This is a genomic window from Tenacibaculum xiamenense, from assembly GCF_964513065.1.
GTDB classification, from domain to species: Bacteria; Bacteroidota; Bacteroidia; order Flavobacteriales; family Flavobacteriaceae; genus Polaribacter; species Polaribacter xiamenense.
Genome location: NZ_CAZEQU010000033.1, coordinates 597,275 through 623,414, shown reverse-complemented (window position 1 = coordinate 623,414; position 26,140 = coordinate 597,275). Strand labels below are relative to the sequence as shown.

Genomic DNA, 26,140 nt, shown 5'->3' with positions numbered 1-26,140 from the left:
AGTTAATGAGTTTCAAAAAAGTTTTCGATAAGCGTATTCAAACGCATTAGTTCATCTTGTGTACAAGTAGATTTTTTATCTAAAGCTACTATCGTGTTAATTAAATATCGTGTAGTACTCAATTTATTTCCTGATTTAGACGCCAGTTTTTCAATAAAATCGCCATTTAACTTTTGAGTATTTAATAAATACTTTGTTCTAACCAGTTCTAAAAAGTACGTAATTTTTTTATCTACCAGATTCTTATGGTTATCTTCTTTAAGATAAAGATTAGCAATAGTATGTGTAAAATCTACAGTAGAATTTTTAAGCTTTTCTATAATAGGAATTGCTCTTTGTTTTCTTCTAGCATTAAAAACAATAAAGAGTAGTAGTCCAAAAAGAGCAACGTATAAAGACCATTTTAGCGATTCATGTTGCCAAAAGAACTTAAATACGGAATTATCTTCTTTTTCTTTCGTATTCTTTCTACGTTTAACTAAAGGATCCCAAAGAATAGTGTTGTCAGATAAAAATGATAGCGCATGCTCAGTATATGCTTTTTGTTCTTTTAACAAATAATAATTGGTAAAAGCAATTGGTTGCGAATGAAGGTAAACGGCACCTTTTCCATGTTTTATTTTTATAAAGTTAGGTAGCTTTTTTCCATCAATATATTGAGAACCAAGTACGATAGTGTTTTGTGCATCGAACTCGGAAAAATGATGACGCCTAATGTTTCTATCAAATGTATATTCTTCTGAAGTAAACCTGTCGTCATTTGGATATAAAAAGAGTTTACCCTTCAATTTTTTTAACTCTTTTACGCCATAAGCATTATTATCAAGATTTTCCGTTTCAAAATTAAGAGAGTCCTTTAAACCAATAGGGAAAAAGTTTAGTGATAAAAATGCTTCGTTTCCATCCTCTACAAATTCTAATAACTTCGTAATAGATTCCTTATCAAGTTTAACAGCGTTATGTTTTATCGTAATATAATTGGCAAAGTTTTCTTCATTTTGATAGTAGATACTATAAAAGTAATCGTAAATATTTTTCTTAAGATAAATAACTTCATTATTATTAAAAAGTTCCGAGGCTTCTTCACGAAGGATATACGTACCAAAAGGATCTTTCGAATATTCTCTGTAGTTTTCGTTCCAATTTGTTTTTTTACAACCTACAAAAACTAAGGTAAGGACAAATAAAAATGCTATTTTTTTGAAGTTGTTCACTATAGTTTTTTTATAAAGTTTGAATAGCTAGTTTCAATTGTTTCGAATTTGATTATATCAATAGGAAATTCACCATACCATACATAATCATAAATATAGAGCAAATAGGAAAATTGCTTTCTGGTTTCAGCATTTTTTAATTCGAAAATATACTGTGAGTTCGTTTTATCTTTATGATAATCAATAAGATTGTTTTTACTCATATTTTTAAGCAGTAGTAAATAGTAATACCTTGTTGCTAGTCTGAAATCACCATTCTTTTTTGCTCTTTGAAGTAGTTTTTCAAAATCATTTTCATGAATGTCTTCTTCCTCATCCTCGTACACTAGTTTTTTCTTGGTTTGTATTTTGGTTTTTTTGAATTTCCAAAAGTCTTTATCGTTATAAACGAAGCTTTTTATTAAAATAAATATTACCAGAAGAGCTAGAATATACGGAAAAACACTTGCTAAAAATGTTACGAAATTAGCAAAAGCCTTACCTGAATTTGGATCTATTTCTTTTTTTTTCTTCTCCTCAACAGGTTTATCTTTCTCTTCAGTATATGTAAAGTCTTTACTATTATACTTCTCTTTGAGGTTGTCTTTAAAATGTCGATTTACCTGAAGTTCTTTGCTACTTGCATAATTCAAAGTATCAGATTCTTTTTCAAAAGAACTGGCACTGGCATAAAGAAAGTTGTGGAAAAAAAACAAAAAAACTAAGAGCACTAATCTTTTCATTATCGCAAGTTGTGTTTAGAGGCTACCTTGTAAGGTAAAATTAGATAATAAAAGGATATAGACGATAGGCAAAACAGAATAATAGCGAAACAAAAAATTGAAGGCATTTGATTGTAATAACGAGTAACATAACCCTCTAAAAACGCAGCTACAAAAGTAAAAGGAAGTGTACTTAAAAAAATGAAGAAAGCTTCTCTCAGTCCTTTTTTGAATGAAATCCATCGCTTCAACGATCCCGGAAACAAAATGCTTGCACCAATAATATATCCAGCGGCTGCTTCGATAATCATAGCAAAAATTTCATAAGTTCCATGAATCCATATTCCTTTAACACTATCAATAAAGGTATTGTTTTGGTAAAAGAAAGCTTGAAAAACGGCAACCATAATTCCGTTGTAAATTATATAATATCCAGTACCAAGACCTATGAATAAGCCAGATAAAAACATGTTTAGTCCAACCCTTAGATTATTGTCAAAAATACCAATAAAGCTTCCCCAATTACTACCACCTTTATATATTGCTAAGGCATCACCGCTTTCAATATTTTCAAGAGTTTGATCAACATAAGATTCTCCTAATATTTGACGAGCGAAGGTTTCATCATTAAAAGTTGAAAGTAATCCAATGAAGAAGCAAATGAAAAAAAATATAAAGGATATGTAAATGTATTTACGATGTTTATATGCCAACAAAGGAATTGTTTCTAGAAAAAACTCTAATAAAGTATTTTTATCCTGTTTTTTAGTGTGATAAATCTTTTCATAACTCTTCTTTGCTAATTTATTTAAGTATAAAACTACCTTACTTTTAGGGTAAAACGATTGAGCATAAGATAAATCGTTCATAATTTTAACATGCAAATCAGCAATTTCGTCAGGGCTTTTTTCAGTTTTATTTGAAATTACTTCTTCAAATTCAAGCCATTTTTCTTTATTTTGCTTAATAAAAGCTACCTCTCTCATTGAGACAAATGTAATTAATGTATGAAAAGACTGCAAGTAAATACTACACAAAATGTAAAAATTGACTTTGAATTAGCAAATATTGGACATAGAATGCTTGCTTTTTTTGTTGACAATATTATTAAATTCGCCTATGTATATTTGATAGTACGTTTTTTTAATTTCGCACCACTTAGAGATGTGGCTGGTGATTCTTGGTCAATTAGAGCCTTGGACATTTTAATGTTTTTGCCAATAACCTTTTACTCTTTATACTCAGAAGTTTTGTTGAATGGACAAACAATAGGGAAGAAGCTAGCCAAAATAAAGGTGATTAATGTTGACGGATTTAAACCGTCATTTGTTGATTTTACTATGAGATGGTTTATGCGAATTGTCGATTTTAATTTCTTTATATTGGTTTTTATTTATGCCTATTCACTAGGATTGGATCAATATTTGGTATTATTATGGCTTATGTTTTTAGGAGGGAAATTGGTTGGTTTTTTCAGTGTTTTAACCACAAAGAATAACCAAAGAATTGGAGATTTATCTGCTAATACCGTAGTCATTCAATTGAAAGACGCTGCCGCTTTTTCACATACAATTATTGAAGAGCTCGCAGAAGAGTATGTTCCAAAGTATGCCAGCGTAATAAAACTTTCTGATAATGATGCCCGAATTATAAAAGATACCTTTCATTCTGCTCGAAAAACCAGAGATTATAAAACTTTGATAAAATTAAGAACGAAAATAGAGGAGGTTACTGGGATAAAATCCAAAGAAGAATCGGATATTCAGTTTATTGATAGAGTTTTAAAAGACTATAATTTTTATACTCAGAATATGTAGTTATCTTTTATTGATCTTATTTAGTATGTTTAAATGATACTTAAACCTTGATGAAAAAATAAATGCTATGATGAAGTTTCAAGCACTCTTTTACTTGTTTTTCATTTCGATTATCCTTCCACAGAGTAATTTAGAATGCGGGGATTTATTAAGTACTTATGCCAAGAAACCTCAAAATGTACAGTTTTTAAAATGTGAAAGAGGTAATGGGCAAACAATTTTAGAGGCAGATTATTTAGTTGATAAAACAAAACATGAAGATGTAGAGAGGTTTTTAATTGACTCATTTGATATGGGCGAGCTTAAATTTGTCTGTTGTGGTTGGGAACCAGAAGAAGGGAAACTTGGATATTTTGATAGTAAAAAACTTCTAGAAATAAATAAGAATTATACACTTCAAATATCAATGTATGCAAATGCTGAGAAAGCTGACGAAAAAGGAAATATATTTATTGAATTTGACAAAAATAAAGTAGAGTTTTACATAAAAGTTAAAATTCTCGAAGTATAAGCATTGTTTCAAATAGATTATCCTGCTATTCTCATTTAGCAGCTATAGAATTGCATTAAATCTGGAAGATAAAATTGTAGTTTCATGCATCTTTTGTGTAAATTTATTGTCTATTCACATAAACAATGGGTCATAATCATTCACACCATCATCATTGCCATCATTCTTCAGGGAAAAATTTGGCAACTGCCTTTTTTCTAAATCTTGGATTTACCATTATTGAATTTATCGGAGGATTTTTTACCAATAGCTTGGCCATTATGTCAGATGCACTTCATGATTTAGGTGATAGCTTAAGTTTGGGGCTTGCTTGGTATTTTGAAAAACGATCTACTGACCAACCTACTGAAAAGTACTCTTATGGTTTCAAAAGATTGTCTTTATTAGGGGCTATAGTTAATTCTGTTGTTTTAATCGTGGGGTCAATATTTATAATCTCTGAGGCAATTCCCAGATTATTAAACCCTCAGCATACTGACGCTAAAGGAATGATGTGGTTGGCTATACTTGGAATACTCGTTAACGGTGCGGCGGTTTTAAAGTTAAAAAAAGGAAATACATTGAATGAACGAGTTGTAATGCTCCATTTATTAGAAGATGTATTAGGTTGGGCTGCAGTATTAATAGCCAGTATAATCATGCAATTTTGGAATGCTCCAATACTTGATCCACTCTTATCTATTGCTATTTCAATATATGTTTTGATTAACGTATTTCGAAATATGAAACAATGTGTTCAGATAATTTTACAAGGTACTCCAGAAGGCATTTCTTCAAAAAAGATTAAAGAAGAAATTTTAAAGAGGGAAGAAGTAGAGAGTGTTCATGATTGCCATGTTTGGACTATGGATGGAGAGTACAATGTTTTTTCTTCTCATATTGTGGTAAATGAGAATTTGAACTTATCGGAACTGGAATCTTTAAAGTGTGTAATAAAGAAAACACTGCATGATAAGTTTAAATTAGAACACACGACAATTGAATTTGAGCAGGTTGGTACAGATTGCGAATATTTAGGCTGTAATTAGTTTTTTTAGTCGTATTTTTGAGTAAATTAAAACTTTAATAATGGCAAGAAATCAAGTTGGGTTTAATATACCTAAAGGTTCTTTTTTAATACCAGTAGCAGTATTTTTATTAATCTTTATCGTGAAATCTACCGAAACAATTGGTCCAGGTGAAGCAGGAGTTATTTTTGAAAGATTCGGAGATGGTATTAATACAGAAAAAACATACGGAGAAGGTTTTCACATCGTAGCTCCATGGAATGAAATGATTGTACAAAAGGTACGTCAGCAATCTATATCTGATCAAATGAATGTATTATCTGTAAACGGATTAGAGGTTCGTGTTGATGGTACTGTTTGGTTTCGACCAGATTATAATAACTTAGGAAGTCTAATAAAAACAAAAGGGAAAAATTATATTTCTGACATTTTAGACCCTGCGATTAATGCAGCCGCTAGAAGTGTGGTAGGAAGATATACTCCAGAGCAGTTGTATTCAAGTAAAAGAGATGTTATTGAGCAGGAAATTTTAAAAGTAGCTCAAGAGGAGTTAAAAGATCAATACATAATAGTGGAAAGAGTTTTAGTTGAAGATGTTCAGTTACCAACAACCATTAGAGATGCTATTGAAAGAAAATTAAAGCAGGAGCAAGAGTCTTTAGAGTATCAGTTTAGAATTGAAAAGGCAGAGAAGGAAGCTGAAAGACAAAGAATTGAAGCGAAAGGTAAAGCAGATGCGAATAAGATTTTAAGTGCTTCTTTAACAGATAAAATTCTTCAAGATAAAGGGATTGAAGCAACAAATAAATTAGCAGAATCACCAAATAGTAAAGTGGTTATTATTGGTTCAGGAAAGTCTGGAATGCCAATAATTCTCGGAAATCAGAATTAAAAATATCGTTAAATAGATTGTAAAGAGAGCATTTTAGCTCTCTTTTTTTGTTTTTAACCATTCGTTTCGATAATCGTTTGAAATTTTACCAGTACCATCATGTTTCCAGCCAGGTGGCTTGATAAAATATTTGAATCTGTTTAAAAAAGAAGTTTTTGAAGCGAAAACATCACGAAGCATATTAAACCATTCATGAAAAGCAACTTTTAAGGGGTTGTAAGTGTCTATGTTAGAAACCAAGCCATAAATAGGTTTTTCACTTTCTGGTTCAAATGTGCCAAATAGTTTATCCCAAATGATAAAAATACCTCCATGATTTCTGTCCAAATACTGAGGGTTGGTTGCATGATGAACTCTATGATGGCTAGGTGTATTAAAAATACGTTCAAACCAGCTAGGCATTCGATCAATCAATTCAGTATGAATCAAGTATTGATATAAAAGACTAATGCTCATTTGCATTAAAATCATTACTGGATGAAACCCTATGAATACCAGAGGAATCCAAAAGATAAAGGTATAGAAACTACCAGACCATGTTTGTCGTAAAGCTGTGGCTAAATTATATTTTTGAGAAGAATGATGTACTACATGACTTGCCCAAAATAACCTGCTTTCATGACCAACTCTGTGATTCCAGTAATACACAAAATCTTCAGCAAATAGTAAAATGAACCAAGCCCACCAAGTAAAAGGAATCGTAAAAAATCGAAAGTTATAAATGAATAAAAAGACACTAAGTATTATACCTTTAGTAAATAATCCAATAAATACGTTGCCTAGTCCCATAGTTATAGAAGTAAGGGCATCTTTATACTCATACTGCTCCATTTTTACCCTAACAGTTAAAATTACTTCGATAATAACAGTAAGTACAAAAAATGGAATTGCATAGTGAATAATATTAGGTAAATCGGGTATTTGCATTGGTTGTCAGTAAGTTCGGTTAAATATACAGCAAATGAAACATCTTTACAATGCTTTTAATTTTAGACGTTTAATGGGAATGTTTAGCTAGGTTCTTTAATTTCGGTTTGGCTACTGTTATATTTTAAAAATAAATACGTATATTTGCACGCTTAAAATTAAATTTTAAATAATTAAATATGAACCATTACGAAACTGTTTTCATTTTGAATCCCGTTTTATCTGAAGGTCAGATAAAGGAAACAGTGCAAAAATTTGAAGACTATTTGACTTCAAAGGGCGCAGAAGTGATTCACAAAGAAGATTGGGGCTTAAAGAAATTAGCTTATCCAATTGAAAAGAAAAAAAGTGGGTTTTACCACTTATTAGAGTTTAAAGCTGGAGGAGATGTAATCGCTCCGTTTGAATTAGAGTTCAGACGTGACGATAGCATTATGCGTTATTTAACTGTAAAGTTAGATAAGCATGCTGCTGCTTGGGCTGTAAAGAGAAAAGAACGTGTTAAATCTGCAAAAAAATAACCTATGGCGTCTATAGATCAACAAGCGAAAGGAAATAAGCAAGGAGAGGTACGTTACTTAACTCCACTTGATATTGAAACTAAAAAAGAAGCTAAGTACTGTCGTTTTAAGAAAAACGGAATTAAGTATATCGATTACAAAGATGCTGACTTCTTAATGTATTTAGTAAACGAACAAGGTAAAATTTTACCAAGACGTTTAACAGGAACATCATTAAAGTACCAACGTAAAGTTGCTCAAGCTATTAAAAGAGCTCGTCACTTAGCGTTAATGCCATATGTTGGTGATATGTTAAAATAATAAAGAAGTAGAAACATGGAATTGATATTAAAACAAGACGTAGAAAACTTAGGTTTTAAAGACGATATCGTAACTGTTAAGAATGGTTATGGACGTAACTACCTTATACCTCAAGGATATGCTGTTTTAGCTACTTCTTCAGCTAAAAAAGTATTAGCAGAAAACTTAAAGCAACGTGCTTATAAAGAAGCTAAATTAGTAGAAGACGCTAACAAGTTAGCTGAAGCTGTTAAAGGATATGAAATCAAGATTGCTTCTAAAGTAGGTTCAGGTGATAAATTATTCGGATCTGTAAATAATGCAGATGTGGCTGAAGCTTTAGCAAAAGCTGGAACTGCAGTAGAGAAGAAGTTTATCAAAGTTACTGGAGGTAATGTAAAAAGATTAGGAAAATACAATGCAGCGGTTCGTTTACACAGAACAGTTGTTGCTGATATCGTATTTGAAGTAGTTGCTGAAAAGTAATTAATCTTTATTTATAATAAATAAAAACCGCTTATTAAGCGGTTTTTTTTGGTTAATAAAGGGTGATTTTCCTGTAATTTTTCTATATTTAAGACTGATATTGCATATGTAAATAAATTTTAGGGGAGTTTATTTACACAATCAAATCAAATTACGCAATTACTTTTAAGAAAGTATGTAAAAAAACTCCAATTTCATAGAAATTGGAGTTTTTAATTTATATCGTTACTTGTTCTTGATTACGTAATATATCTTCGAAGGTTTCACGTTTTCTAATTAGGTAGTCTTTCCCTTTATAAAGCATTACTTCCGCAGGCTTGTATCTTGAATTATAATTTGATGTCATAGAATAACAATATGCTCCTGCATTGTGGAAACATAAGATATCATCTTCTGCAATTTCAGCAATTCTTCTATTTGAACCGAAAGTATCTGTTTCACATATATAACCTACTACACTATAAAAACGCTCTCTTCCTTTTGGGTTCGATATGTTTTCAATATAATGATAAGAATTATAAAACATCGGTCTAATTAAGTGATTTAATCCACTATCAATTCCTGCAAAAACAGTAGATGTTGTTTGCTTAATTACATTTACTTTGGCTAAGAAATATCCTGATTGACTTACTAAGAATTTTCCTGGCTCAAACATTAAGGTAATGTCTTTTCCATAGTTTTTACAGAATTCATTAAACCTACTTGATAACTTTTCACCTAATTCTTCAATATTGGTTGAAATATCATCTTTTTTGTATGGAACTTTGAATCCACTTCCAAAATCAATAAAATCAATGTTTTTAAATTGTCTTGCAACTTCAAACAGAATTTCAGTTGCACGTATAAAAGTATCAATATCTAATATATCAGATCCTGTGTGCATATGAATTCCATTGATTCGCATACCAGTGTTTTCTACAACACGCTTAATATGTGGAACCTGATGAATTGATATTCCAAATTTTGAATCAATATGACCAACAGAAATTTTGCTGTTTCCTCCAGCCATTACATGCGGGTTAATACGAATACATACCGGAATCTTCGGATGTTTTTGTCCGAAAAGTTCTAAGATAGATAGGTTATCAATGTTAATTTGTACACCTAATTTCGCTACTTCTTCAATTTCCTGTAAAGAAACACCATTGGGCGTGTAAATAATGTCTTTCGGATCGAAACCAGCTAATAGACCAAGTTTAACCTCTTGAATAGATACAGTATCTAAACCGCTTTTTAAAGAATTAAAAACCTTTAAAATATTTATGTTAGAAAGTGCTTTTGTTGCATAGTTAATCTTTACGTTCTTAACCTTAGAAAAAGCTTTAGTAATTTTTTTATACTGGTTAATAATAACATCAGTATCATAAACATATAAAGGGCAGCCATAAGTATCTGCCAATCGTAATAATTCTTTTCTATTCATTATTATAAATTTAAAACGTCAAAATTAGAAAACAGTAGGAGGTATGAAAATTAATTTAAAGAAATAAACATATCTATACTTTTTGTGTAAAAACAATAAAAAAGCCCTGCAGATTTCATTCTACAGGGCTTTTTAAGAATAATTAAAATATCAAATTAATTTCTATCAACAACATCTCCAGATCCAGCAGAGGTCGTGTCAATATCATTTGGTTTTCCTTTATAATAAATGTTTCCAGAACCTACCATTGCAGCTTTAATCTCAGAAGTAACATGAACATATACATCTCCTGATCCAGCGATGCTAGCTTTTAATCTATTAGTTTTTAATCCAAAAGCTCTAACATTTCCAGAACCTCCAATAGCGCACTTAAAATTATTTGTTTTACCGCTCAATTTAATATTACCTGAACCTCCTATTGAAGTTTTTACGCTAGAAGCGTCTACCTTTGCTTTAATTGAGCCTGAACCACCAATACTAAAAGCAACGCTGCTATTCTCAATTTCTTTGGTAATATCAATATCTCCTGAGCCTCCTAATGAAACTCCAGATAAGCTGTTGAAAGGAACCGTAACAATTAGTTTTCGAGTAGTTCTAATATTTACATTTTCTTTAAACCCAATTCTTAAATCACCACCTTTCACCTCGGTTTCTAAATAAGGAATGATGTTTTCTTCTCCTTCAATGGTTAGTGAACCTACTTTCCCTTCAACCAACATAACAGTAAAAGAGCCACCTACACTTACTTCATCAAAGCGTGCAATTTTTCTTTTTTTGGTAACAACATTTCCGTTTCCTTTTACTTTTTTAGATCCCCACCAACCTTGAGATTGACTAGGTAATGTGATGCCAAGCATCAATATCAATAATAGAGTAATTTTTTTCATTTTTATATAATTTTAGTTAATCGTTTAATTTTAGAGTGACACCTCCGTAACTTGATTTAATATTTATAGCAGAGCTTGAAGAACCGTTTCCAAATACTCCTTCATAGTATTTTTTAGTTGATTTTTTTATGCTTTTGTTCATGTCTACTTTATCCGATGGATAGCTGAATCCGGCATAGCTTAGACTAACATTAAAAGTAAAGTTGTTATCGGCTTCCGTTCCAAGTCTAATTCCGGCATAACTTCCTTCAATGTTTATTTGCTCAAATCCTTTTTTAATATTTTGAACTTTTACACTACCATAATCAGTATCGATGGTTAGGTTTTTTCTAACTGTACCAATTTTTACTCCTGCATAATCAGAGTTTCCATGAATATCAACAGCGTCTCTAATAACAACACTACCATAATCAGAGTTAAAATATACCGATTCAACATTACCAACTTTAATGGTAGAGTAATCTGAACTTGTCTTTAACTTTTCAGATTCGTCTATTTTCAGGGTAGAGTAGTCAGCAGATACATTTCCTGAGCGCATATAATCAATTTCTGAAGAACCGCAATAATTGATTTCAATCATATTATCTGCGTTGTGAAGCTTTCCTATTTCAATATTACCATAATCACAGTTAATATTTGATTTACCTCGTAATTCATCTAATTCAATGTTTCCATATTTATTGTGAAACTCGGCATTATTTGTAATAGGCATTTTTACAGTGTAATGAATTTTAAAAGAAGTATTATTCTTTTTCCACCATGACCAACTTGATTTATTGCTTTCAATAATGGTTTTTGCTTTCACCAAGTCTTTGCTTGATTGAAATTCTACATCAATTCCATTTAATTTATCGTTTACATTGCTTAAACTACCACCTTTAACCGTAATTTTTACATCAATTTCAATTCGGTTCTGATTCCAAGAGGTTACATTTACATTACCATATCGGTTATCAATAAATAAAGTAGCGTTTTTATTTACTGAGAATTCTTTTCTAATGGTTTTAGTTTTCTCATGTCGTATTACTTCTGGAGTATTATTGGCATAGCTCATTGTAGTAAATAGAGCCAGTATTAACGTTATATTAAATAATTTCATCATAATTAATTTCAAATTTTGCGGGATTCTTTTGATATTCAAGTTTAGCAAGTAAATTTTCCAAAACAGTTAATCTTTGTTGATAGTTGTCAATTAAACTTTTAATAATTAATCTTTTATTATGGTTTTTTGATAACTCTTTGATAAAAGTTTGGTATTGCTCTTCCAATTCTTCTATTTCATCCAATGCATTTTCAATAAGTGACTCTGTTTCAATATTTCTGTGCCTTTCTATTTCTTTCATCTCTTGACGAATTGTTGTAACGAAAAAGCTTTCAGTTTCGGCCATTTCAGGATCGAACTTAGAAATACTAAACTCCGGACCATCTGGTTGCATTTTACCTAAATAAAATCCTAAGATTAATATAATCGAAGCTGCGGCTCCCATCCATTTCCAAGAAATGCCTTTCTTCTTATTTGGAGCTTCTAGTTTTCGTTGGAAACGATCAAGATGTCCTGAGTGAGGTTCATGAATATCAAAATCATTATCGTTAAAAAAAGATTGTAATTTATCTTCCATACAGACTACTTTTTGTGTTTGTAGCAAGTAATTCTTGCTTTAACTTCTTTTTTGCCCTTGAAATTGTAGTTCTTACATTTTCATTGGTATAATTCAATATTTCGGAAATTTCTTCATAATCATAACCTTCAATGAGGTTTAGGGTTAAAATAACTCGGTAATTTTCTTTTAAACTTTCAATAGTTTTCAAAACCTGTTTTACATTTAAACCGCTATAATCAATAGTTTCCTCTTCGATTTCGTAATTAGGAATAACTTCCATTTTGACTACGTCATATCTTGTGTTTTTTTTGAGTTGTGTTAAACTTTTATTTATTACTATTCGTTTTAACCATGCTCCAAAAGTAACTTCACCTTTGAAAGTATGTAACTTTGAAAAAGCAGATAAAAATGCCTCCTGCATTAAGTCTTCTGCCTCGAACTCATCCTTTAAAATACGATAAGCACTATTGTACATTGCTTTGTAATACTGCTGGTAGATTAACATCTGAGCATTACTATCATTATTTTTAGAGCGTTCGATTAGTTGATTGATATGTGAATTTTGTTTTTCCAAAAAATTAAATTCTACTCTAACGACAATACTTTTTTTAATATGTGACACTTTTGAAAAAAAATTGTCTAATAAATAGAAAAGTACTTGAAAGTGATTACTAAAATAATTGATTTAACAAATAGGATAATGGTAAAACAAACTTAATTTTATTGAAATTATGTATATTTGAGCAATGAGTGATAGCGTAAAAATTATTGAATGCCCTAGAGATGCTATGCAAGGAATAAAAAGTCATTTTATTCCTACGAATTCAAAAATAAAATACATAAATTCTTTATTAAAAGTTGGGTTTGATACCATAGATTTTGGTAGTTTTGTGTCGCCCAAAGCAATACCACAAATGCGTGATACTGCGGAGGTTTTGGCAGGATTGGATTTGTCAGAAACAAGCAGTAAACTGTTGGCCATTGTAGCTAATGTTAGGGGAGCTAATGATGCCTCAGTTTTTGATGAAATTGATTACTTAGGGTATCCTTTTTCTATATCTGAAAATTTTCAGATGAGAAATACACATAAGACAATAGAACAATCTATTGAAACGTTAAAAGAAATATTATCTATAGCAAATAGGACAAATAAAGAAGTTGTAGCCTATTTATCTATGGGATTTGGAAACCCTTATGGAGATCCTTGGAGTGTTGATATTGTTGGAGAATGGACAGAAAAGCTTTGTAAGTTAGGGGTAAATATATTATCTTTATCTGACACCATAGGTAGTTCAACTCCTGAAGTAATTGAGTATTTGTTTTCAAACTTGATTCCAAAATATCCAAATATAGAATTTGGTGCTCATCTACATACAACTCCCGATTCGTGGTTTGAAAAGGTAGATAGTGCATACAAAGCAGGATGTAGGCGTTTTGATGGTGCTATAAAAGGTTATGGAGGATGTCCAATGGCAAAAGATGATTTAACAGGAAATATGCCAACTGAAAAATTATTGTCATATTTTACGTCAAATACTGTGAAAACCAATATTAAGCCAATGAGTTTTGAAAGTGCTTATAATAAAGCACTAGAAGTTTTTTAGATTTATGAAGTTAATAGTTGTATCTTTTTTTGTTGCATTTTCATTGTTTCATTATTCTTCTGATGATGAAAAGATTGGTGCATGGAGTATTAGAAATGGGAGGTTCATAAAAAATTATACTAAGAATGATAATTTAGCAGCTCTCCATTGGAAGACTTTCTATGATATATTTCCAAAACCGATTGTAAAAAAATACATTAAGAAGTTAGTTTTAATATCTGATGGACTAGATGAAAAAACGGGTGCACTTGGAGCGTTAAATGAGAAAAATGATAAATGGCAACTCGTGCTTGATACTATAGATGTTAACTTTAGAACTGATGATAAAAGACGATTGAGAGAATCTGTATATACATTGGTACATGAGTTTGGACATTTATTGACCCTAAATAGTACTCAAATTAGACCTACAACTAAAATACGTCAGGAAGAAGGAGAACCTTACTTGACTATTGAAGGAGAGACTTATAAAAATAGTTATTTGAATAAATTCGTTTCTTTATTTTGGAAAGGAAAACTTCTCGAAAAATGGGATGTTATTAAAGAAAGACATTGTTTCACAGAAGAAAGTTGTGTGGAGAAGTTGTTTGGTCTCTATAAAGAAAATTATTCCGATTTTGTAACAGATTATGCAGCGGAAAGCCCTGAAGAAGACATCGTTGAAAGCTGGACATTTTTTGTGCTTAAAAAGAAAATTAAAAATCCAAAGACGATTGCTCAAAAGAAAATTAACTTCTTTTATCAGTTTCCTGAACTGGTTGAATATAGAAAGCAAATTAGAAATAACACACGTTTTTATTTGCATTAAATTTGGGAGTTCTTGATCAGTATATTCAGCTGAATCTTTACAAAACCAAAGATTAAAAAATGCTTAAAGTCTAAATGTTTGATTTTTAGGTATATGGTTGTTTTGGGTGTAGCCGGAAGAGCAAATACTAACGATAAAAGCTACAAAATTATCGCTATTTCGAGTATTCTTTGTATTTTGTCAGCGTATGCAACTATAAAAATTATATTCTTCTCCTTTTTTAACAAGGTTAAATGTTAAACAATTTCTAGTAAGGAGCAAGACGGTTTTAAAGGTTTATGAGGTTAATAATTGTTTCTTTTTTCTTGGTGTTTTCATTGTCACATTATTCTTCTGATGATGAAAAAATTGGTGAGTGGAATATTAAAAACGGTAGTTTTATTAAAAATCATACTAAAAATGATGATTTAGCGGCTCTTCATTGGAAGACGTTCTATGACATTTTTCCGAAACCAATGGTGAAAAAGTATGTGAAAAAGTTAGTTTTGATATCTGACGGACTTGATGAGAAGACAGGAGCCCTTGGTGCTTTAAATAAAAAAAATGATAAATGGCAACTTGTTTTAGATACTATAGATGTAAATTTTAGATCAGGTAACAAAAGAAGATTACAAGAATCTGTATATACTTTAATACATGAATTTGGACATTTATTAACACTTAATAGTACCCAAATTAGACCTACCAATAAAGTTCGTCAAGAAGAGGGAGAACCTTATCTAACAACAGAAGGTGAAGCCTATAAAAACAGTTATTTAAACAAATTTGTCACGTTATTTTGGAAAGGAAAACTTCTTGAAAAATGGGATGTTATAAAGGAAAGACATTGCTTTACAGAAGAAAGTTGTGTGGAAAAACTCTCTAGACTTTATTTAGAAAATTATTCTGAGTTTGTTACTGATTATGCAGCTGAAAGCCCAGAGGAAGATATTGTTGAAAGCTGGGCGTTTTTTGTATTAAAGAAGAAAATTAAGAATCCAAAAACGATTGCACAGAAAAAAATAAACTTCTTCTACCAATTTCCTGAATTGGTTGAATATAGAAAGCAGATTAGGTATAATACACGATTTTATTTGCATTAGTTTTAGTAATTTTGATTTCATATCGGGGGAACAAGTTGATTAGATAGGTGTAATTCTTGAACATATCTTTCGGGTTTGTTTATCCTATACTAACACATGAAATTAAACGAATGAAATCAATAAAATTACTGCTGCTTTTAGCACTCATTATACTCTTAAATGGATGTTCTAATAAAAACCTACCATCTTCTGGTGTAGCTAATAACTCATATGAGTTTACTATTCTCCAATTAAATGATGTTTATGAAATTGCTCCCATTCAAGGAGGCAAATATGGAGGGATGGCAAGAGTTGAAACAGTTCATAAAAACTTACTTAAGGAAAACAAAAATACTATGGCCGTACTGGCAGGTGATTTTTTGAACCCTTCTTTGTTAGGTACAATTAAATTTAATGGTGAAAGGGTAAGGGGTAAGCAAATGGTTGAAGTTATGAATGCAATGAACTTTGAGGTAGTAGCTTTTGGAAACCATGAGTTTGATTTGAGTTATAAGGATCTACAAAAAAGAATTAACGAAAGTACTTTTCAATGGATTTCATCCAATGTTCTTCATAAAGTTTCTGGTAAAAAAGAAAAGTTTTATAAGAAGGTTGGTGGAGTTAAGCATGATTTAGAAGAAACATTTATTAAAGAATTTAATTTTGAGGGAGGAAATAAACTGAAAGTTGGTTTTTTAAGTGTTTGTATTCCTTCAAATCCAAAAGATTATGTGTTTTATGGGAATATGTTCGAAGAAATACAAAGATCATACAAAGAACTTAAACCTAAAGTTGATATTGTTTTAGGGTTAACTCATCTTTCAATTGATCAGGATAAAAAAGTAGCAGCAATGTTACCTGACATTCCCTTAATAATGGGAGGGCATGAACATACAAACTCATATGATCATGTAGGGAATGTTGCTATAGCGAAAGCCGATGCTAATGCTAAAACCGTTTATATTCATAGATTTAAGTACAACCCAATTACGAAAAAACTCTCTTTTAAATCGGAATTGAAAGAGATTAATGATAAGATAGGATCGGATGTTGATGTAGATAAAATTGTAAAGAAATGGCAGGATATTTTAACCATTAAAATAAAGGAGGTTGTGGATAATCCGGAAGAGGTAATTTATAACGCTAAACAACCTTTAGACGCTCGTGATACACCGATTAGAAGCATACAAACAAATATGGGAGATATCATCACAAAAGCAATGAGCTATGCCTATAATAATGACGTAGATTGCGCCTTAGTTAATGGTGGATCGGTAAGAATTGATGACGTACTAAGTGGTGATATTAATGCCGTTGATATTTTTAGAGTGTTGCCCTATGGAGGAGCGGTTTTAAAAGTTAGGTTGACAGGAAGCTTGCTTAAAAAAGTATTAGATTATGGTGTAGAGGCAGCTGGAACCGGGGCTTATTTACAGAAATACAATGCAAAGAAAATAGGAGAGAAGTGGATTATCTCAGGAAAAGAGCTTGATGAAAATAAAGAATATCATGTAGCATTTTCTGATTATTTATTAAAAGGATTTGACATTCCTTTTTTAAGTGAAAAGAATAAACAAGTTTTAGATATTTACGAACCTAATAAAAATGAAACTGCTTTTGATATCAGGAAAGCAATTATTAAGTATCTGAAAAGTATTTAAGAAAAGAAAACTTTCAAACTACTGTTTGAAGGTTTTTTTATACATAAGTTCTATTTTTTGCCCAGAAATGTATAATAACTATGATAGTTTAATGAATTATCTAATTATTATTGTTAAATGATTATTTTTATGTATTCTTGAAATACCTACGTTAAATTGTTGAAAATGAAATTCCTGAAGTTTTTATTTTTTTGCTGTGCATTAAATATATATAGCCAAAATACTTCAAACGATAAAAACAAAACGATTGCTCGCTATTGTAATTCAGTTAAAAAGCTCTTCAATTCTTATAATAATGCACTTGAAGTATATAGTTCTAATTTAAGTAACACACAGGCGTTGTTAAAAGAGTATAAGAAATATCCCGCAAGGAGGCCATATTACTTATCATGCAAAGAGAAGTTTTTAATTCATCATGAAGATATTGCCAAGTTAAAGGAAGATGCTTTAAGTCCACCTTCATTTTTACCTTATCAAAAAGTAATTCTAACAAACTTAAAAAAGAGCTTTGATCATTTTGCTATTATTTCAACGAATTGCTCTAAAATGAGTAGTTATGTTAGTTCTAAAACTTATTTAAAGGAAGATGATTTTAAAACTTACAATGATTTATATAAAAGTTCTAGGTTTAGTTATTTCGAGTGTGTTGAAAGTTTTACTAAAGTGTTTAAATATCTCAATAAGTTAGCAGTTAGTTCTGAACCTGAAATTGCTAAGGCAGATCCTGTAAATCAGTGGATAGGACCAATGAAGAAAGATTTAAAAACTGCAGGGAAAATACTTGATTATTTATTTGATGGAAAAAATGAAAGTGTGAAGCATTTGGCTATAGTGGAAGAAAACCAAATGGAATCGAAAAAGGACACTAAAAAGAAAGATTTAAATGCGTTAAAGGATATTTATTATAGATCGATTTATGAAGACTTTTATAGAGAGTACGAGCGTTTTATAAAAGTAATAAGATCAAAATCCAAATCAGACAATCAGAAAGTATCATTAAGTCCTCTATTAATTGGTTATAATGATATGGTAGATTCTTATAATAAAATGATTCACTCATATCCTGAGTATGGTTTTAATCAAAAGAACTACAGAAATCATTTGAGTAAAACTCCTGTTGAAAAAATGATATTTGATATTAGTAAAGTATCTCAAAAGAAGCCATCAAAACGAGTGAAAAGTTTAAATGAAATTTTTGATTATAAAAATACAACAGCTCAAATATCAGAACCAAAGGTTAAAGATGATCTTAAAAAACTTGATGCAAAATTAAAAGAGAACATTAGAAAAGGAAAACTAACCGAAGCGTTAAGTAATGTTGAAGATTATGCAGCTTTACAAGTGAAATATTTGGATCAAGTACATCAGAAAGAATTAGCAATTTTAAAAGCAGAGGAAAAAGAAAAGGAAGTAAAGCTACTTAAAGATAAAGCAGAACTTCAGGCTGTTTCAAACAAAAAAAATATCTACATAATAATTGGTTTGATATTATTAATACTGGTGAGTATATCACTTGGTTTTATATATATTCAGAATCAAAAAACAACAGTTAAGAGCGAACGCTTGTCTCTTGAAATGAGGCTTTTCAGATCGCAAATGGATCCGCACTTTATTTTTAATGCCTTGTCTAATATTCAAACGAATATTTTAAAGAAAGAGAACGATATGGCCTTTAAATATCTTGTTAAGTTCGCAAAGTTGTTGAGGCATAATCTTCAAAATACAAGTTTGAATAGCATTTTGATTTCCGAAGAAATTAAATCGATATACGATTACTTGGAATTACAGAAACTGAGACTTGGAAATGATTTTAATTACCGTATTGAGATACATGATACTATAGAACAAGACATGCTTAAAATTCCAGCTATGCTTATTCAACCTATTGTAGAGAACGCTGTTGAACATGGTGTAGAAGGTGTTGAAAATGCCCAGATTAATATTGATATTGCAGACATGGAAGATTATATTGAATGTATAATTACAGATAATGGTAGAGGTTATAGCAATACTGTTGAACACCGCAATCCGCATAAGAAGTCATTTGCCACAAATATTATTAGAGAACGATTGGCAATTCTTTCTAAAAAGACAAAATTGACTTTAAATTATTTTATTGAAGATTTGAAGAGTGATGATGGTTCTATTGCTGGTAGTAAGGCTGTTATTAGACTTCCATTATTAACAGGTAAAGTATAGAAAACCTGATTTTAGAAGTATGAAATAGATTTATTTAAAAAACTTTTTAGATTGTTCCCAAATAATATCCATTTCCGCCAATGACATATCGGATAATGGTTTTCCAATTTTTTTTGCTTCTTTTTCTAAATATTGAAAGCGATTGATAAACTTTTTATTCGTTTTTTCTAAAGCATTTTCAGGATTAACATTGATAAAACGAGCATAGTTTATCATGGAAAATAGAACATCTCCAAATTCTTTTTCTATCTTCTCGGAATCGTTATTTTTTATTTCTTCGTTAAGTTCAGAAAGTTCTTCCTGAACTTTATCCCAAACCTGATGCGGTTCTTCCCAATCGAAGCCGACACCTGCAACTTTTTCTTGAATTCTACTTGATTTAACTAGGGCAGGCAGACTCTTAGGAACCCCTTCTAGAACTGATTTTTTACCTTCTTTTAGCTTAATTTTCTCCCAATTCTGCTTTACTTCTTCTTCATTGGAAACTTCAACATCTCCATAGATGTGAGGGTGTCTTTCGATAAGTTTATCACAAATTGAATTTGCTACATCGGCAATATCAAAAGCTTCTTTTTCACTTCCTATTTTAGAATAAAAAACGATGTGCAAAAGCACATCGCCTAATTCTTTTTTTATTTCTTCTAAATCATTATCTAAAATTGCATCAGCCAACTCATAAGTTTCTTCAATAGTTAAATGTCTTAAACTTTGCAAGGTTTGTTTTCTATCCCAAGGGCACTTCTCGCGAAGATCATCCATAATGTCTAACAAACGATTAAAAGCATCCAACTGTTCCTTACGAGAATTCATTTGCGTATTCTTTAATAATAATTTTAAATCTCTAAATTATTCTTCTTCCTCAGACCCCACAGCTTCTTCAGCAGCAAGAGTACTAAAGTCAAAATTTGCACTTACTAAGATATTATACCATTGAATTACTTTTTTAACGTTTGAAGCGTATACTCTTTCTTCGTCAAAACCTGGTAAAACTTCTGAAAAGTAAGCTAATAAAGTATTGTTACTTTCTTTGTGAGAAATACTCTCTTTCCCATCCTCTTTGTCTGCAATATTTCTAATTACTTGCGCTAAAGGTACCTCTTCTTCATAAGTATAAATAGCAATATTTTCTAATAAACTTACATTGTGAGTTGCAGTAATTGGAAAACGTTTACCATCTACAATCGACTTTACAATAACCCCAGTTTTTGTTTGAGATAAAATCTCGAATAAACCAGGCTTTCCAGTTACGGCAATAATTTTACTAAATTCCATATATTATTTAAAAATTTAACGTCGTTTTATTTTTTTCTATTAGGGAATCTCATTCGATATCCAGGATCAATTTTCCCATTAGAAATTTTCTCTAGTTTTTTCTTAAGAAGTCTCTTTTTTAGTGATGATAGTTTATCAGTAAATAACACTCCTTCAATATGATCATATTCATGCTGAAAAACTCTTGCAGCCAAACCTGTTAAAGTTTCAGTATGTGTATCGAAGTTTTCATCTTGGTACTCAATTGTAACCGATTCTTGTCTAAAAACATCTTCTCTTACTTCAGGAATACTTAAACATCCTTCGTTAAAAGCCCATTCGTCGCCTTCTTCCTTAAGAATTTTAGCATTGATGAATACTCTATTAAATTTCTCTAAAACTTTTTTCTCCTCTTCTGTAACATCATCATCTTCAGCAAATGGAGTAGCATCAATTAAGAATAAACGAATATCCTTTCCTATTTGTGGAGCGGCTAGTCCAACCCCTTGAGCATTGTACATTGTTTGTCTCATATCCTTAATTAATTTCTCTAAATTAGGATAATCAGCATCAATCTCTTTTCCAACTTTACGTAATACCGGATCACCGTATGCTACTATGGGTAATATCATTTATTTAATTTTTAATGTGGGCAAAAATACAAAGAATGGAGTTCTGAAAAAAAACTATTTGCTGTATAAATAAGATTGCAAGATGATTGTTGCGCTTATTTCGTCAATTAATGCTTTGTTCTGACGTTGCTTTTTCTTTAAACCGCTATCAATCATTGTTTGAAAAGCCATTTTAGAAGTAAAACGCTCGTCAACACGCTGTACGGGTATTGTCGGAATTTCTTTGGAAAGTTGTTGTAAGAATGGAATGATAAGACTTTCACTTTCACTTGCCGTGTTATTTAATCGTTTAGGTTCTCCGATTACAAAAAGCTCAACATTTTCTTTTTGGATATAATCTTTTAAAAATGAAATAAGCTCATCTGTGCTTACAGTTGCAAGTCCAGAAGCAATAATTTGAAGCTCATCAGTAACCGCTATACCGGTTCTTTTTTTTCCATAATCAATGGCAAGGATTCTACCCATTTATTCGTTCTTTTTTGGCAAAAATAATGAATTTTAACAAGAGCTCGTTTTCTGTTTAAAAAATGTATCTTCGTGTCCAATTCAAGAACACAATTTATATTTGCGAGAAATAAGTTTTAAGATGACAGAATTACAATCTATTATAGAAAAAGCATGGGATAACCGTGAATTATTAAGAGAAGAGGAAACAATTAATTCGATAAGAAAAGTTGTTGATTTACTAGATAGTGGTGAATTAAGGGTTGCTGAGCCTACCAACGATGGTTGGCAAGTGAATGAATGGGTTAAGAAGGCTGTGGTTTTATATTTCCCAATTCAGAAAATGGAAACTTTAGAGGCTGGAATTTTCGAATATCACGATAAAATTCCTTTAAAGAGAAATTACGAGGAAAAAGGAATTAGAGTAGTACCTAACGCGGTTGCAAGACATGGAGCTTATATATCAGCTGGAACTATATTAATGCCTAGTTATGTGAATATTGGAGCTTATGTAGATGAAGGTACTATGGTTGATACTTGGGCAACTGTAGGATCATGTGCTCAAATAGGAAAGAATGTACACTTGTCTGGAGGTGTTGGAATTGGAGGAGTTTTAGAACCATTACAAGCAGCACCAGTAATTATTGAAGACAATGCGTTTATCGGATCGAGATGTATCGTTGTTGAAGGAGTTAGAGTAGAGAAAGAAGCAGTTCTTGGAGCAAATGTTGTATTAACTGCATCAACTAAAATTATAGACGTTACTGGAGACGAACCTGTTGAGATGAAAGGAAGAGTTCCAGCAAGATCTGTAGTAATTCCAGGAAGCTATACCAAAAAATTTGCAGCTGGAGAATACAACGTTCCATGTGCATTAATAATTGGAAAGCGTAAAGAAAGTACAAATAAAAAAACATCATTAAACGATGCGCTTCGTGAGTATGATGTAGCGGTATAATTCTAATCAAGAATTAAAAAATATATTTTGATTAACTAAGTTTTTTAGTAATCTTTGACAAAAAAATATAGTTGACAAAATTAACAGTAATCATACCAACATTAAATGAAGAGTCCAACGTTCAAAGAGCGTTGGATTCTGCTTTTTTTGCTGATGAGATTATTGTGATTGATTCTTTTAGCTCGGATCGCACTGTTGACATTGTTAAAAAAAACAAAGCAATTCTATTACAGCGAAAGTTTGATAATTTTTCATCTCAAAAGAATTATGCTATTGATAAAGCTTCTAATGAATGGGTTTTTTTATTAGATGCTGATGAAGAGATTACAAAAGAACTTAGGGAAAGTATACTTTTAAATTTAAATTGTGATACAACGCATTCAGGGTTTCTTTTGAAAAGAGAAACATTTATGAAGGAACAAAAACTGAATTTTGGAGGTTTTCGAAATAATATTGTTCGTTTATTTAAAAAAAATGGCTCTTTTTATACAGGTATGGTACATGAGCAAATTATCATAGAAGGCTCTATTGGAAAACTTAAGGGAAGCTTAAATCACTATACATATGCCAATTTTGCTCAATTCAAAACGAAAATTGAACATTATGCGCAATTAAGAGCTTTAGAGCTTCATTCAAAACATAAAAAGGTAACTTTGTATCACGAATGGGTTAAGCCCGCAGCAAGGTTCGTAATACACTATATTATTAAGTTAGGATGCTTTGATGGGAAACAAGGTTTACATTTTTCGTATTTAATCTCTTATGGTGTATGGAAGAGGTTTCAACTTTTAAAAAAATTAAACAATAAATAGATGAAAATAGGATTTGATGCTAAACGTATTTTTCATAATACTACTGGACTTGGAAATTATAGTCGCGATTTAGTACGAATATTAGATGAGTATTATCCTTCGAATTTTTACTATTTATACAACCCTAAACCTAAAAAAGTAAAAAGGTTAAAGCTAAAGCCATCAATGAAAGAGGTTTTACCCGAATCATGGATTTGGAAGAAGCTGTCTTCATTATGGCGTCAAAAAGCGGTGATTTCACAAATTAAAAGTGATAATATTGATGTTTTCCATGGTTTGTCTGGGGAAATTCCTCGTAAACTCAAACAAAACGGAATAAAATCAGTAGTTACTATTCATGATTTAATTTTTATGAGATACCCAGAATGGTATTCTTACTTTGATAGAAAGATTCATTTTTCTAAGTTTAAATATGCTGCTGAAAATGCGGATTGCGTAATTGCCATTAGTGAGCAAACTAAGCGAGATATTATAACATATCTAAAAATCCCCGAATCTAAAATAAAAGTGATTTATCAAGGATGTCATAATGCTTTTAAGGTTGAAAGAACCAATGAGGAAAAGGATAGTTTAAAAAAGAAGCTCGACTTACCTGAGAAGTTTTTATTAAATGTAGGAACCGTTGAAAAAAGAAAAAATGCTTTAACAATAATTAAATCGATAAGAAATCTTGATATTCCATTAGTTATTGTAGGAAGAAAAACAAAATACTATAAAGAAATAGAGGAGTATATTACAGAGAATAATCTACAAGACAAGGTTATTTTTCTAGAAGGTCTTAGTATGGAGGAGTTATCTACGTTGTATCAATTGGCTGAGATTTTTATTTATCCAAGTGTTTTTGAAGGTTTTGGTATCCCAATTATTGAATCGCTATTTTCAAAAACTCCTGTGATTACAACAAATGACGGTGTTTTTCCTGAAGCAGGAGGAAGCCATTCTAGATATGTTAATCCCACAGATGTTACAGCAATGGAAAATGAAATAAAACTGTTGTTGTCATCAAATGAATTGAGAGATGAGATTACTGAAGAAGGGTATAAGTATGCTGGAAAGTTTAGAGATGAAGTGATTGTACAGGAAATCAATAATGTTTATAGAAATTTGCTTGAAGATTAACTTATAAACGTCCTTTTTCATCTGAAATTCATGGTGAATCGGTCGATTTGTTTTTACCAATTAGCTCGTTGTTATTTACTAGTTCAAAATAAAAATTTAAGAATACACAGCAATAAACCGTTTTAAAGTTTAATTTTGCCGAGAATATTTAGAAAGGAACGGTCAGTAAGTCTTCGTTTGTTTGTGTGAAAAGAATAATAAGAAAACTTGAAAGATTGACTATAAATAAATTTCATGAATAGTTTGAAGAAAAAAAATATTATAGTTGATATTGAAAGGATGAAATATCCGAATACAGGATTATTTAATTACTGCAAAAATTTAGCAGAATCTTTATTAAAAAATAACAGCTATGATTATACTTTTTATTTGCCTAAAAAAGTGAAGTTAGAGCATAATCCTGATAGAATAAATACTAAAGTTGGACATAAGCTTTTTGTAAAGCCTTCGAGAAAATTTTCACTATGGCATGCCACTTATCAAACCGCAAAATATATACCTTCAAAACCAATTAAGTTCGTTTTAACTATCCATGACTTGAATTTTCTTTATGAAAATAAGAGCGAAAAAAAGCGAGAGAAATTATTAAAGAAGGTTCAGAAACTTATTGATAGAGCCGATTATATTACCACAATTTCTAATTTTGTTTTAGAAGACGTTCGTAAGAATTTAAATATTTCAGGGAAAAGAGTTAAGGTCATATATAACGGTGTTAGTTTAGTTAAACATACCGATTTTGATTCTCCTAAAATAAGACCAGAAGGGAAGTTTTATTTTAGTATTGGAACAGTTTTACCTAAGAAAAACTTTCATGTATTGTTGAATTTGTTACAAAATACAAATTCGAGTAAATTATTTATTGCAGGTATTCACCCCGATGATGATTATATCTTGAAAATTTGGAGCAAAGCTAAAGAGCTAGGAGTATCTGACAAATTGGTGTTACTAGGACCAGTATCGGAAGAGGAAAAATTTTGGTATTTGAATAATTGCGAAGCATTTTTATTTCCGTCAATAGCAGAAGGTTTTGGTCTTCCTGTGATAGAGGCAATGTTACTTGGTAAACCTGTCTTTCTGTCAACTCATACAAGTTTACCTGAAATAGGAGGTAGTAATGCATTTTATTTTGAAAACTTTGAAGGTGATCATATGAGGAAAGTTCTAGATTTGGGCTTAAAGAAATATGTCGATGATCAAATGTCAGAAGGAATTAAAACATGGGCTGAACAATTCAACTGGGATAGAGCAAGTCAAGAATATATTAGTGTTTATGATGAAGTTTTAAATGAAAAAAAATAAAGCTCTAAATTAGAAATTAGAGCCTT

At 30.8% G+C, this 26,140-nt stretch carries 29 protein-coding genes; 16 read left to right on the top strand and 13 right to left on the bottom strand.

The window, feature by feature from the left end; translation table 11 throughout:
• Window positions 1–2 precede the first annotated feature (2 nt).
• Genes ACKTTV_RS13815 through ACKTTV_RS13805 form a run of 3 tightly spaced genes read right to left on the bottom strand, consistent with a single transcriptional unit; the run spans window position 3 to window position 2,901 of the window.
• Window positions 3–1,214, bottom strand: coding sequence for a DUF4350 domain-containing protein (locus ACKTTV_RS13815; RefSeq protein WP_408031434.1), 1,212 nt, complete (start codon window positions 1,212–1,214; stop codon window positions 3–5).
• On the bottom strand, window positions 1,214–1,936 hold the full coding sequence (locus tag ACKTTV_RS13810) for a hypothetical protein (RefSeq protein WP_408031433.1): 723 nt from the start codon (window positions 1,934–1,936) through the stop codon (window positions 1,214–1,216). Before ACKTTV_RS13810 ends, ACKTTV_RS13815 begins: the two co-directional genes overlap by 1 nt.
• The gene (locus ACKTTV_RS13805) at window positions 1,936–2,901 is read right to left on the bottom strand and encodes a stage II sporulation protein M (protein ID WP_408031432.1); all 966 of its coding nucleotides are present in this window, start codon (window positions 2,899–2,901) and stop codon (window positions 1,936–1,938) included. Before ACKTTV_RS13805 ends, ACKTTV_RS13810 begins: the two co-directional genes overlap by 1 nt.
• A gap of 21 nt (window positions 2,902–2,922) precedes the next feature.
• Between ACKTTV_RS13805 and ACKTTV_RS13800 the strand changes: the two genes are divergently transcribed.
• The 4 genes from ACKTTV_RS13800 to ACKTTV_RS13785 all read left to right on the top strand — a co-directional run bounded on the left by ACKTTV_RS13800 (window position 2,923) and on the right by ACKTTV_RS13785 (window position 6,142).
• On the top strand, window positions 2,923–3,732 hold the full coding sequence (locus tag ACKTTV_RS13800; RefSeq protein ID WP_408031431.1) for an RDD family protein: 810 nt from the start codon (window positions 2,923–2,925) through the stop codon (window positions 3,730–3,732).
• Window positions 3,733–3,799: 67 nt separating this feature from the next.
• A complete protein-coding gene (locus ACKTTV_RS13795) occupies window positions 3,800–4,243 on the top strand; it encodes a DUF4952 domain-containing protein (RefSeq protein ID WP_408031430.1) in 444 nt (147 codons plus the stop codon).
• Window positions 4,244–4,368: 125 nt separating this feature from the next.
• A complete protein-coding gene (locus ACKTTV_RS13790) occupies window positions 4,369–5,271 on the top strand; it encodes a cation diffusion facilitator family transporter (protein ID WP_408031429.1) in 903 nt (300 codons plus the stop codon).
• 40 nt (window positions 5,272–5,311) lie between these two features.
• The gene (locus ACKTTV_RS13785) at window positions 5,312–6,142 is read left to right on the top strand and encodes a prohibitin family protein (RefSeq protein WP_408031428.1); all 831 of its coding nucleotides are present in this window, start codon (window positions 5,312–5,314) and stop codon (window positions 6,140–6,142) included.
• Window positions 6,143–6,175: 33 nt separating this feature from the next.
• Here the strand turns inward: ACKTTV_RS13785 and ACKTTV_RS13780 are convergent, their stop codons facing one another.
• Window positions 6,176–7,069, bottom strand: coding sequence for a sterol desaturase family protein (locus ACKTTV_RS13780; RefSeq protein WP_408031427.1), 894 nt, complete (start codon window positions 7,067–7,069; stop codon window positions 6,176–6,178).
• 179 nt (window positions 7,070–7,248) lie between these two features.
• Here ACKTTV_RS13780 and rpsF point away from each other — a divergent pair, with 179 nt between their 5' ends.
• The 3 genes from rpsF to rplI are packed head-to-tail and all read left to right on the top strand — an operon-like array spanning window position 7,249 to window position 8,355.
• Window positions 7,249–7,590 (top strand): 30S ribosomal protein S6, encoded by a 342-nt coding sequence (rpsF, locus tag ACKTTV_RS13775; protein WP_408031426.1) that lies wholly within the window; start codon window positions 7,249–7,251, stop codon window positions 7,588–7,590.
• A gap of 3 nt (window positions 7,591–7,593) precedes the next feature.
• On the top strand, window positions 7,594–7,890 hold the full coding sequence (gene rpsR, locus ACKTTV_RS13770; protein WP_133536510.1) for a 30S ribosomal protein S18: 297 nt from the start codon (window positions 7,594–7,596) through the stop codon (window positions 7,888–7,890).
• Window positions 7,891–7,905: 15 nt separating this feature from the next.
• Window positions 7,906–8,355, top strand: a complete 450-nt coding sequence (gene rplI / locus ACKTTV_RS13765; protein WP_408031425.1) for a 50S ribosomal protein L9 — start codon at window positions 7,906–7,908, stop codon at window positions 8,353–8,355.
• Between the two features lie 217 nt (window positions 8,356–8,572).
• Here rplI and lysA read toward each other — a convergent pair whose 3' ends face one another.
• The 5 genes from lysA to ACKTTV_RS13740 all read right to left on the bottom strand — a co-directional run bounded on the left by lysA (window position 8,573) and on the right by ACKTTV_RS13740 (window position 12,840).
• The gene (gene lysA, locus ACKTTV_RS13760; RefSeq protein WP_408031424.1) at window positions 8,573–9,778 is read right to left on the bottom strand and encodes a diaminopimelate decarboxylase; all 1,206 of its coding nucleotides are present in this window, start codon (window positions 9,776–9,778) and stop codon (window positions 8,573–8,575) included.
• A 155-nt stretch (window positions 9,779–9,933) separates the two neighbouring features.
• Complete coding sequence (locus ACKTTV_RS13755) at window positions 9,934–10,665, bottom strand: head GIN domain-containing protein (RefSeq protein ID WP_408031423.1); 732 nt, start codon at window positions 10,663–10,665, stop codon at window positions 9,934–9,936.
• A gap of 16 nt (window positions 10,666–10,681) precedes the next feature.
• Window positions 10,682–11,767: a DUF4097 family beta strand repeat-containing protein gene (locus tag ACKTTV_RS13750; protein WP_408031422.1), complete on the bottom strand. Its 1,086-nt coding sequence runs from the start codon at window positions 11,765–11,767 to the stop codon at window positions 10,682–10,684.
• Window positions 11,751–12,284, bottom strand: a complete 534-nt coding sequence (locus ACKTTV_RS13745; protein ID WP_408031421.1) for a hypothetical protein — start codon at window positions 12,282–12,284, stop codon at window positions 11,751–11,753. The genes ACKTTV_RS13750 and ACKTTV_RS13745 overlap by 17 nt, the downstream gene beginning before the upstream one ends.
• Window positions 12,274–12,840, bottom strand: a complete 567-nt coding sequence (locus ACKTTV_RS13740) for an RNA polymerase sigma factor (RefSeq protein ID WP_408031420.1) — start codon at window positions 12,838–12,840, stop codon at window positions 12,274–12,276. The genes ACKTTV_RS13745 and ACKTTV_RS13740 overlap by 11 nt, the downstream gene beginning before the upstream one ends.
• A gap of 172 nt (window positions 12,841–13,012) precedes the next feature.
• On the opposite strand from ACKTTV_RS13740, the gene ACKTTV_RS13735 reads away from it, so the two are divergent.
• The 5 genes from ACKTTV_RS13735 (at window position 13,013) to ACKTTV_RS13715 (ending at window position 19,599) form a co-directional block, all read left to right on the top strand.
• Window positions 13,013–13,870: a hydroxymethylglutaryl-CoA lyase gene (locus ACKTTV_RS13735; RefSeq protein ID WP_408031419.1), complete on the top strand. Its 858-nt coding sequence runs from the start codon at window positions 13,013–13,015 to the stop codon at window positions 13,868–13,870.
• Window positions 13,871–13,874: 4 nt separating this feature from the next.
• Complete coding sequence (locus tag ACKTTV_RS13730; protein WP_408031418.1) at window positions 13,875–14,678, top strand: hypothetical protein; 804 nt, start codon at window positions 13,875–13,877, stop codon at window positions 14,676–14,678.
• A gap of 278 nt (window positions 14,679–14,956) precedes the next feature.
• Entirely contained in the window at window positions 14,957–15,760 is an 804-nt protein-coding gene (locus tag ACKTTV_RS13725; RefSeq protein WP_408031417.1) for a hypothetical protein, read from the top strand.
• 110 nt (window positions 15,761–15,870) lie between these two features.
• A complete protein-coding gene (locus ACKTTV_RS13720) occupies window positions 15,871–17,400 on the top strand; it encodes a bifunctional metallophosphatase/5'-nucleotidase (protein ID WP_408031416.1) in 1,530 nt (509 codons plus the stop codon).
• A gap of 165 nt (window positions 17,401–17,565) precedes the next feature.
• Window positions 17,566–19,599, top strand: coding sequence for a sensor histidine kinase (locus ACKTTV_RS13715; protein WP_408031415.1), 2,034 nt, complete (start codon window positions 17,566–17,568; stop codon window positions 19,597–19,599).
• 30 nt (window positions 19,600–19,629) lie between these two features.
• On the opposite strand, the gene mazG is transcribed toward ACKTTV_RS13715, so the two are convergent.
• From mazG to ruvX, 4 genes are read right to left on the bottom strand one after another with little or no spacing between them, the layout of a single operon-like run.
• Window positions 19,630–20,409, bottom strand: a complete 780-nt coding sequence (gene mazG, locus ACKTTV_RS13710; protein ID WP_408031414.1) for a nucleoside triphosphate pyrophosphohydrolase — start codon at window positions 20,407–20,409, stop codon at window positions 19,630–19,632.
• Between the two features lie 36 nt (window positions 20,410–20,445).
• Window positions 20,446–20,871 carry a DUF5606 family protein gene (locus ACKTTV_RS13705; RefSeq protein WP_408031413.1) on the bottom strand — a complete coding sequence of 142 codons (426 nt, stop codon included), beginning with the start codon at window positions 20,869–20,871 and terminating at the stop codon, window positions 20,446–20,448.
• Window positions 20,872–20,897: 26 nt separating this feature from the next.
• The gene (gene def / locus ACKTTV_RS13700) at window positions 20,898–21,482 is read right to left on the bottom strand and encodes a peptide deformylase (RefSeq protein ID WP_408031412.1); all 585 of its coding nucleotides are present in this window, start codon (window positions 21,480–21,482) and stop codon (window positions 20,898–20,900) included.
• A gap of 54 nt (window positions 21,483–21,536) precedes the next feature.
• Entirely contained in the window at window positions 21,537–21,947 is a 411-nt protein-coding gene (ruvX, locus tag ACKTTV_RS13695) for a Holliday junction resolvase RuvX (RefSeq protein ID WP_408031411.1), read from the bottom strand.
• 121 nt (window positions 21,948–22,068) lie between these two features.
• Here ruvX and ACKTTV_RS13690 point away from each other — a divergent pair, with 121 nt between their 5' ends.
• The 4 genes from ACKTTV_RS13690 to ACKTTV_RS13675 all read left to right on the top strand — a co-directional run bounded on the left by ACKTTV_RS13690 (window position 22,069) and on the right by ACKTTV_RS13675 (window position 26,114).
• Window positions 22,069–22,884 carry a 2,3,4,5-tetrahydropyridine-2,6-dicarboxylate N-succinyltransferase gene (locus ACKTTV_RS13690; protein ID WP_408031410.1) on the top strand — a complete coding sequence of 272 codons (816 nt, stop codon included), beginning with the start codon at window positions 22,069–22,071 and terminating at the stop codon, window positions 22,882–22,884.
• 71 nt (window positions 22,885–22,955) lie between these two features.
• Window positions 22,956–23,696: a glycosyltransferase family 2 protein gene (locus tag ACKTTV_RS13685; protein WP_408031409.1), complete on the top strand. Its 741-nt coding sequence runs from the start codon at window positions 22,956–22,958 to the stop codon at window positions 23,694–23,696.
• On the top strand, window positions 23,697–24,815 hold the full coding sequence (locus ACKTTV_RS13680) for a glycosyltransferase family 4 protein (protein ID WP_408031408.1): 1,119 nt from the start codon (window positions 23,697–23,699) through the stop codon (window positions 24,813–24,815).
• A gap of 234 nt (window positions 24,816–25,049) precedes the next feature.
• Complete coding sequence (locus ACKTTV_RS13675) at window positions 25,050–26,114, top strand: glycosyltransferase family 4 protein (protein ID WP_408031407.1); 1,065 nt, start codon at window positions 25,050–25,052, stop codon at window positions 26,112–26,114.
• Window positions 26,115–26,140 lie beyond the last annotated feature (26 nt).

What these genes read in the sequence shown, in the direction of transcription:
- ACKTTV_RS13810 (WP_408031433.1), bottom strand. Translation starts at nt 1,936, where the DNA reads ATGAAAAGATTAGTGCTCTTAGTTTTTTTGTTTTTTTTCCACAACTTT.
- ACKTTV_RS13805 (WP_408031432.1), bottom strand. Translation starts at nt 2,901, where the DNA reads ATGAGAGAGGTAGCTTTTATTAAGCAAAATAAAGAAAAATGGCTTGAA.
- ACKTTV_RS13800 (WP_408031431.1), top strand. Translation starts at nt 2,923, where the DNA reads ATGAAAAGACTGCAAGTAAATACTACACAAAATGTAAAAATTGACTTT.
- ACKTTV_RS13795 (WP_408031430.1), top strand. Translation starts at nt 3,800, where the DNA reads ATGATGAAGTTTCAAGCACTCTTTTACTTGTTTTTCATTTCGATTATC.
- ACKTTV_RS13790 (WP_408031429.1), top strand. Translation starts at nt 4,369, where the DNA reads ATGGGTCATAATCATTCACACCATCATCATTGCCATCATTCTTCAGGG.
- ACKTTV_RS13785 (WP_408031428.1), top strand. Translation starts at nt 5,312, where the DNA reads ATGGCAAGAAATCAAGTTGGGTTTAATATACCTAAAGGTTCTTTTTTA.
- ACKTTV_RS13780 (WP_408031427.1), bottom strand. Translation starts at nt 7,069, where the DNA reads ATGCAAATACCCGATTTACCTAATATTATTCACTATGCAATTCCATTT.
- rpsF (WP_408031426.1), top strand. Translation starts at nt 7,249, where the DNA reads ATGAACCATTACGAAACTGTTTTCATTTTGAATCCCGTTTTATCTGAA.
- rpsR (WP_133536510.1), top strand. Translation starts at nt 7,594, where the DNA reads ATGGCGTCTATAGATCAACAAGCGAAAGGAAATAAGCAAGGAGAGGTA.
- rplI (WP_408031425.1), top strand. Translation starts at nt 7,906, where the DNA reads ATGGAATTGATATTAAAACAAGACGTAGAAAACTTAGGTTTTAAAGAC.
- lysA (WP_408031424.1), bottom strand. Translation starts at nt 9,778, where the DNA reads ATGAATAGAAAAGAATTATTACGATTGGCAGATACTTATGGCTGCCCT.
- ACKTTV_RS13755 (WP_408031423.1), bottom strand. Translation starts at nt 10,665, where the DNA reads ATGAAAAAAATTACTCTATTATTGATATTGATGCTTGGCATCACATTA.
- ACKTTV_RS13750 (WP_408031422.1), bottom strand. Translation starts at nt 11,767, where the DNA reads ATGATGAAATTATTTAATATAACGTTAATACTGGCTCTATTTACTACA.
- ACKTTV_RS13745 (WP_408031421.1), bottom strand. Translation starts at nt 12,284, where the DNA reads ATGGAAGATAAATTACAATCTTTTTTTAACGATAATGATTTTGATATT.
- ACKTTV_RS13735 (WP_408031419.1), top strand. Translation starts at nt 13,013, where the DNA reads ATGAGTGATAGCGTAAAAATTATTGAATGCCCTAGAGATGCTATGCAA.
- ACKTTV_RS13730 (WP_408031418.1), top strand. Translation starts at nt 13,875, where the DNA reads ATGAAGTTAATAGTTGTATCTTTTTTTGTTGCATTTTCATTGTTTCAT.
- ACKTTV_RS13725 (WP_408031417.1), top strand. Translation starts at nt 14,957, where the DNA reads ATGAGGTTAATAATTGTTTCTTTTTTCTTGGTGTTTTCATTGTCACAT.
- ACKTTV_RS13720 (WP_408031416.1), top strand. Translation starts at nt 15,871, where the DNA reads ATGAAATCAATAAAATTACTGCTGCTTTTAGCACTCATTATACTCTTA.
- ACKTTV_RS13715 (WP_408031415.1), top strand. Translation starts at nt 17,566, where the DNA reads ATGAAATTCCTGAAGTTTTTATTTTTTTGCTGTGCATTAAATATATAT.
- mazG (WP_408031414.1), bottom strand. Translation starts at nt 20,409, where the DNA reads ATGAATTCTCGTAAGGAACAGTTGGATGCTTTTAATCGTTTGTTAGAC.
- ACKTTV_RS13705 (WP_408031413.1), bottom strand. Translation starts at nt 20,871, where the DNA reads ATGGAATTTAGTAAAATTATTGCCGTAACTGGAAAGCCTGGTTTATTC.
- def (WP_408031412.1), bottom strand. Translation starts at nt 21,482, where the DNA reads ATGATATTACCCATAGTAGCATACGGTGATCCGGTATTACGTAAAGTT.
- ruvX (WP_408031411.1), bottom strand. Translation starts at nt 21,947, where the DNA reads ATGGGTAGAATCCTTGCCATTGATTATGGAAAAAAAAGAACCGGTATA.
- ACKTTV_RS13690 (WP_408031410.1), top strand. Translation starts at nt 22,069, where the DNA reads ATGACAGAATTACAATCTATTATAGAAAAAGCATGGGATAACCGTGAA.
- ACKTTV_RS13680 (WP_408031408.1), top strand. Translation starts at nt 23,697, where the DNA reads ATGAAAATAGGATTTGATGCTAAACGTATTTTTCATAATACTACTGGA.
- ACKTTV_RS13675 (WP_408031407.1), top strand. Translation starts at nt 25,050, where the DNA reads ATGAATAGTTTGAAGAAAAAAAATATTATAGTTGATATTGAAAGGATG.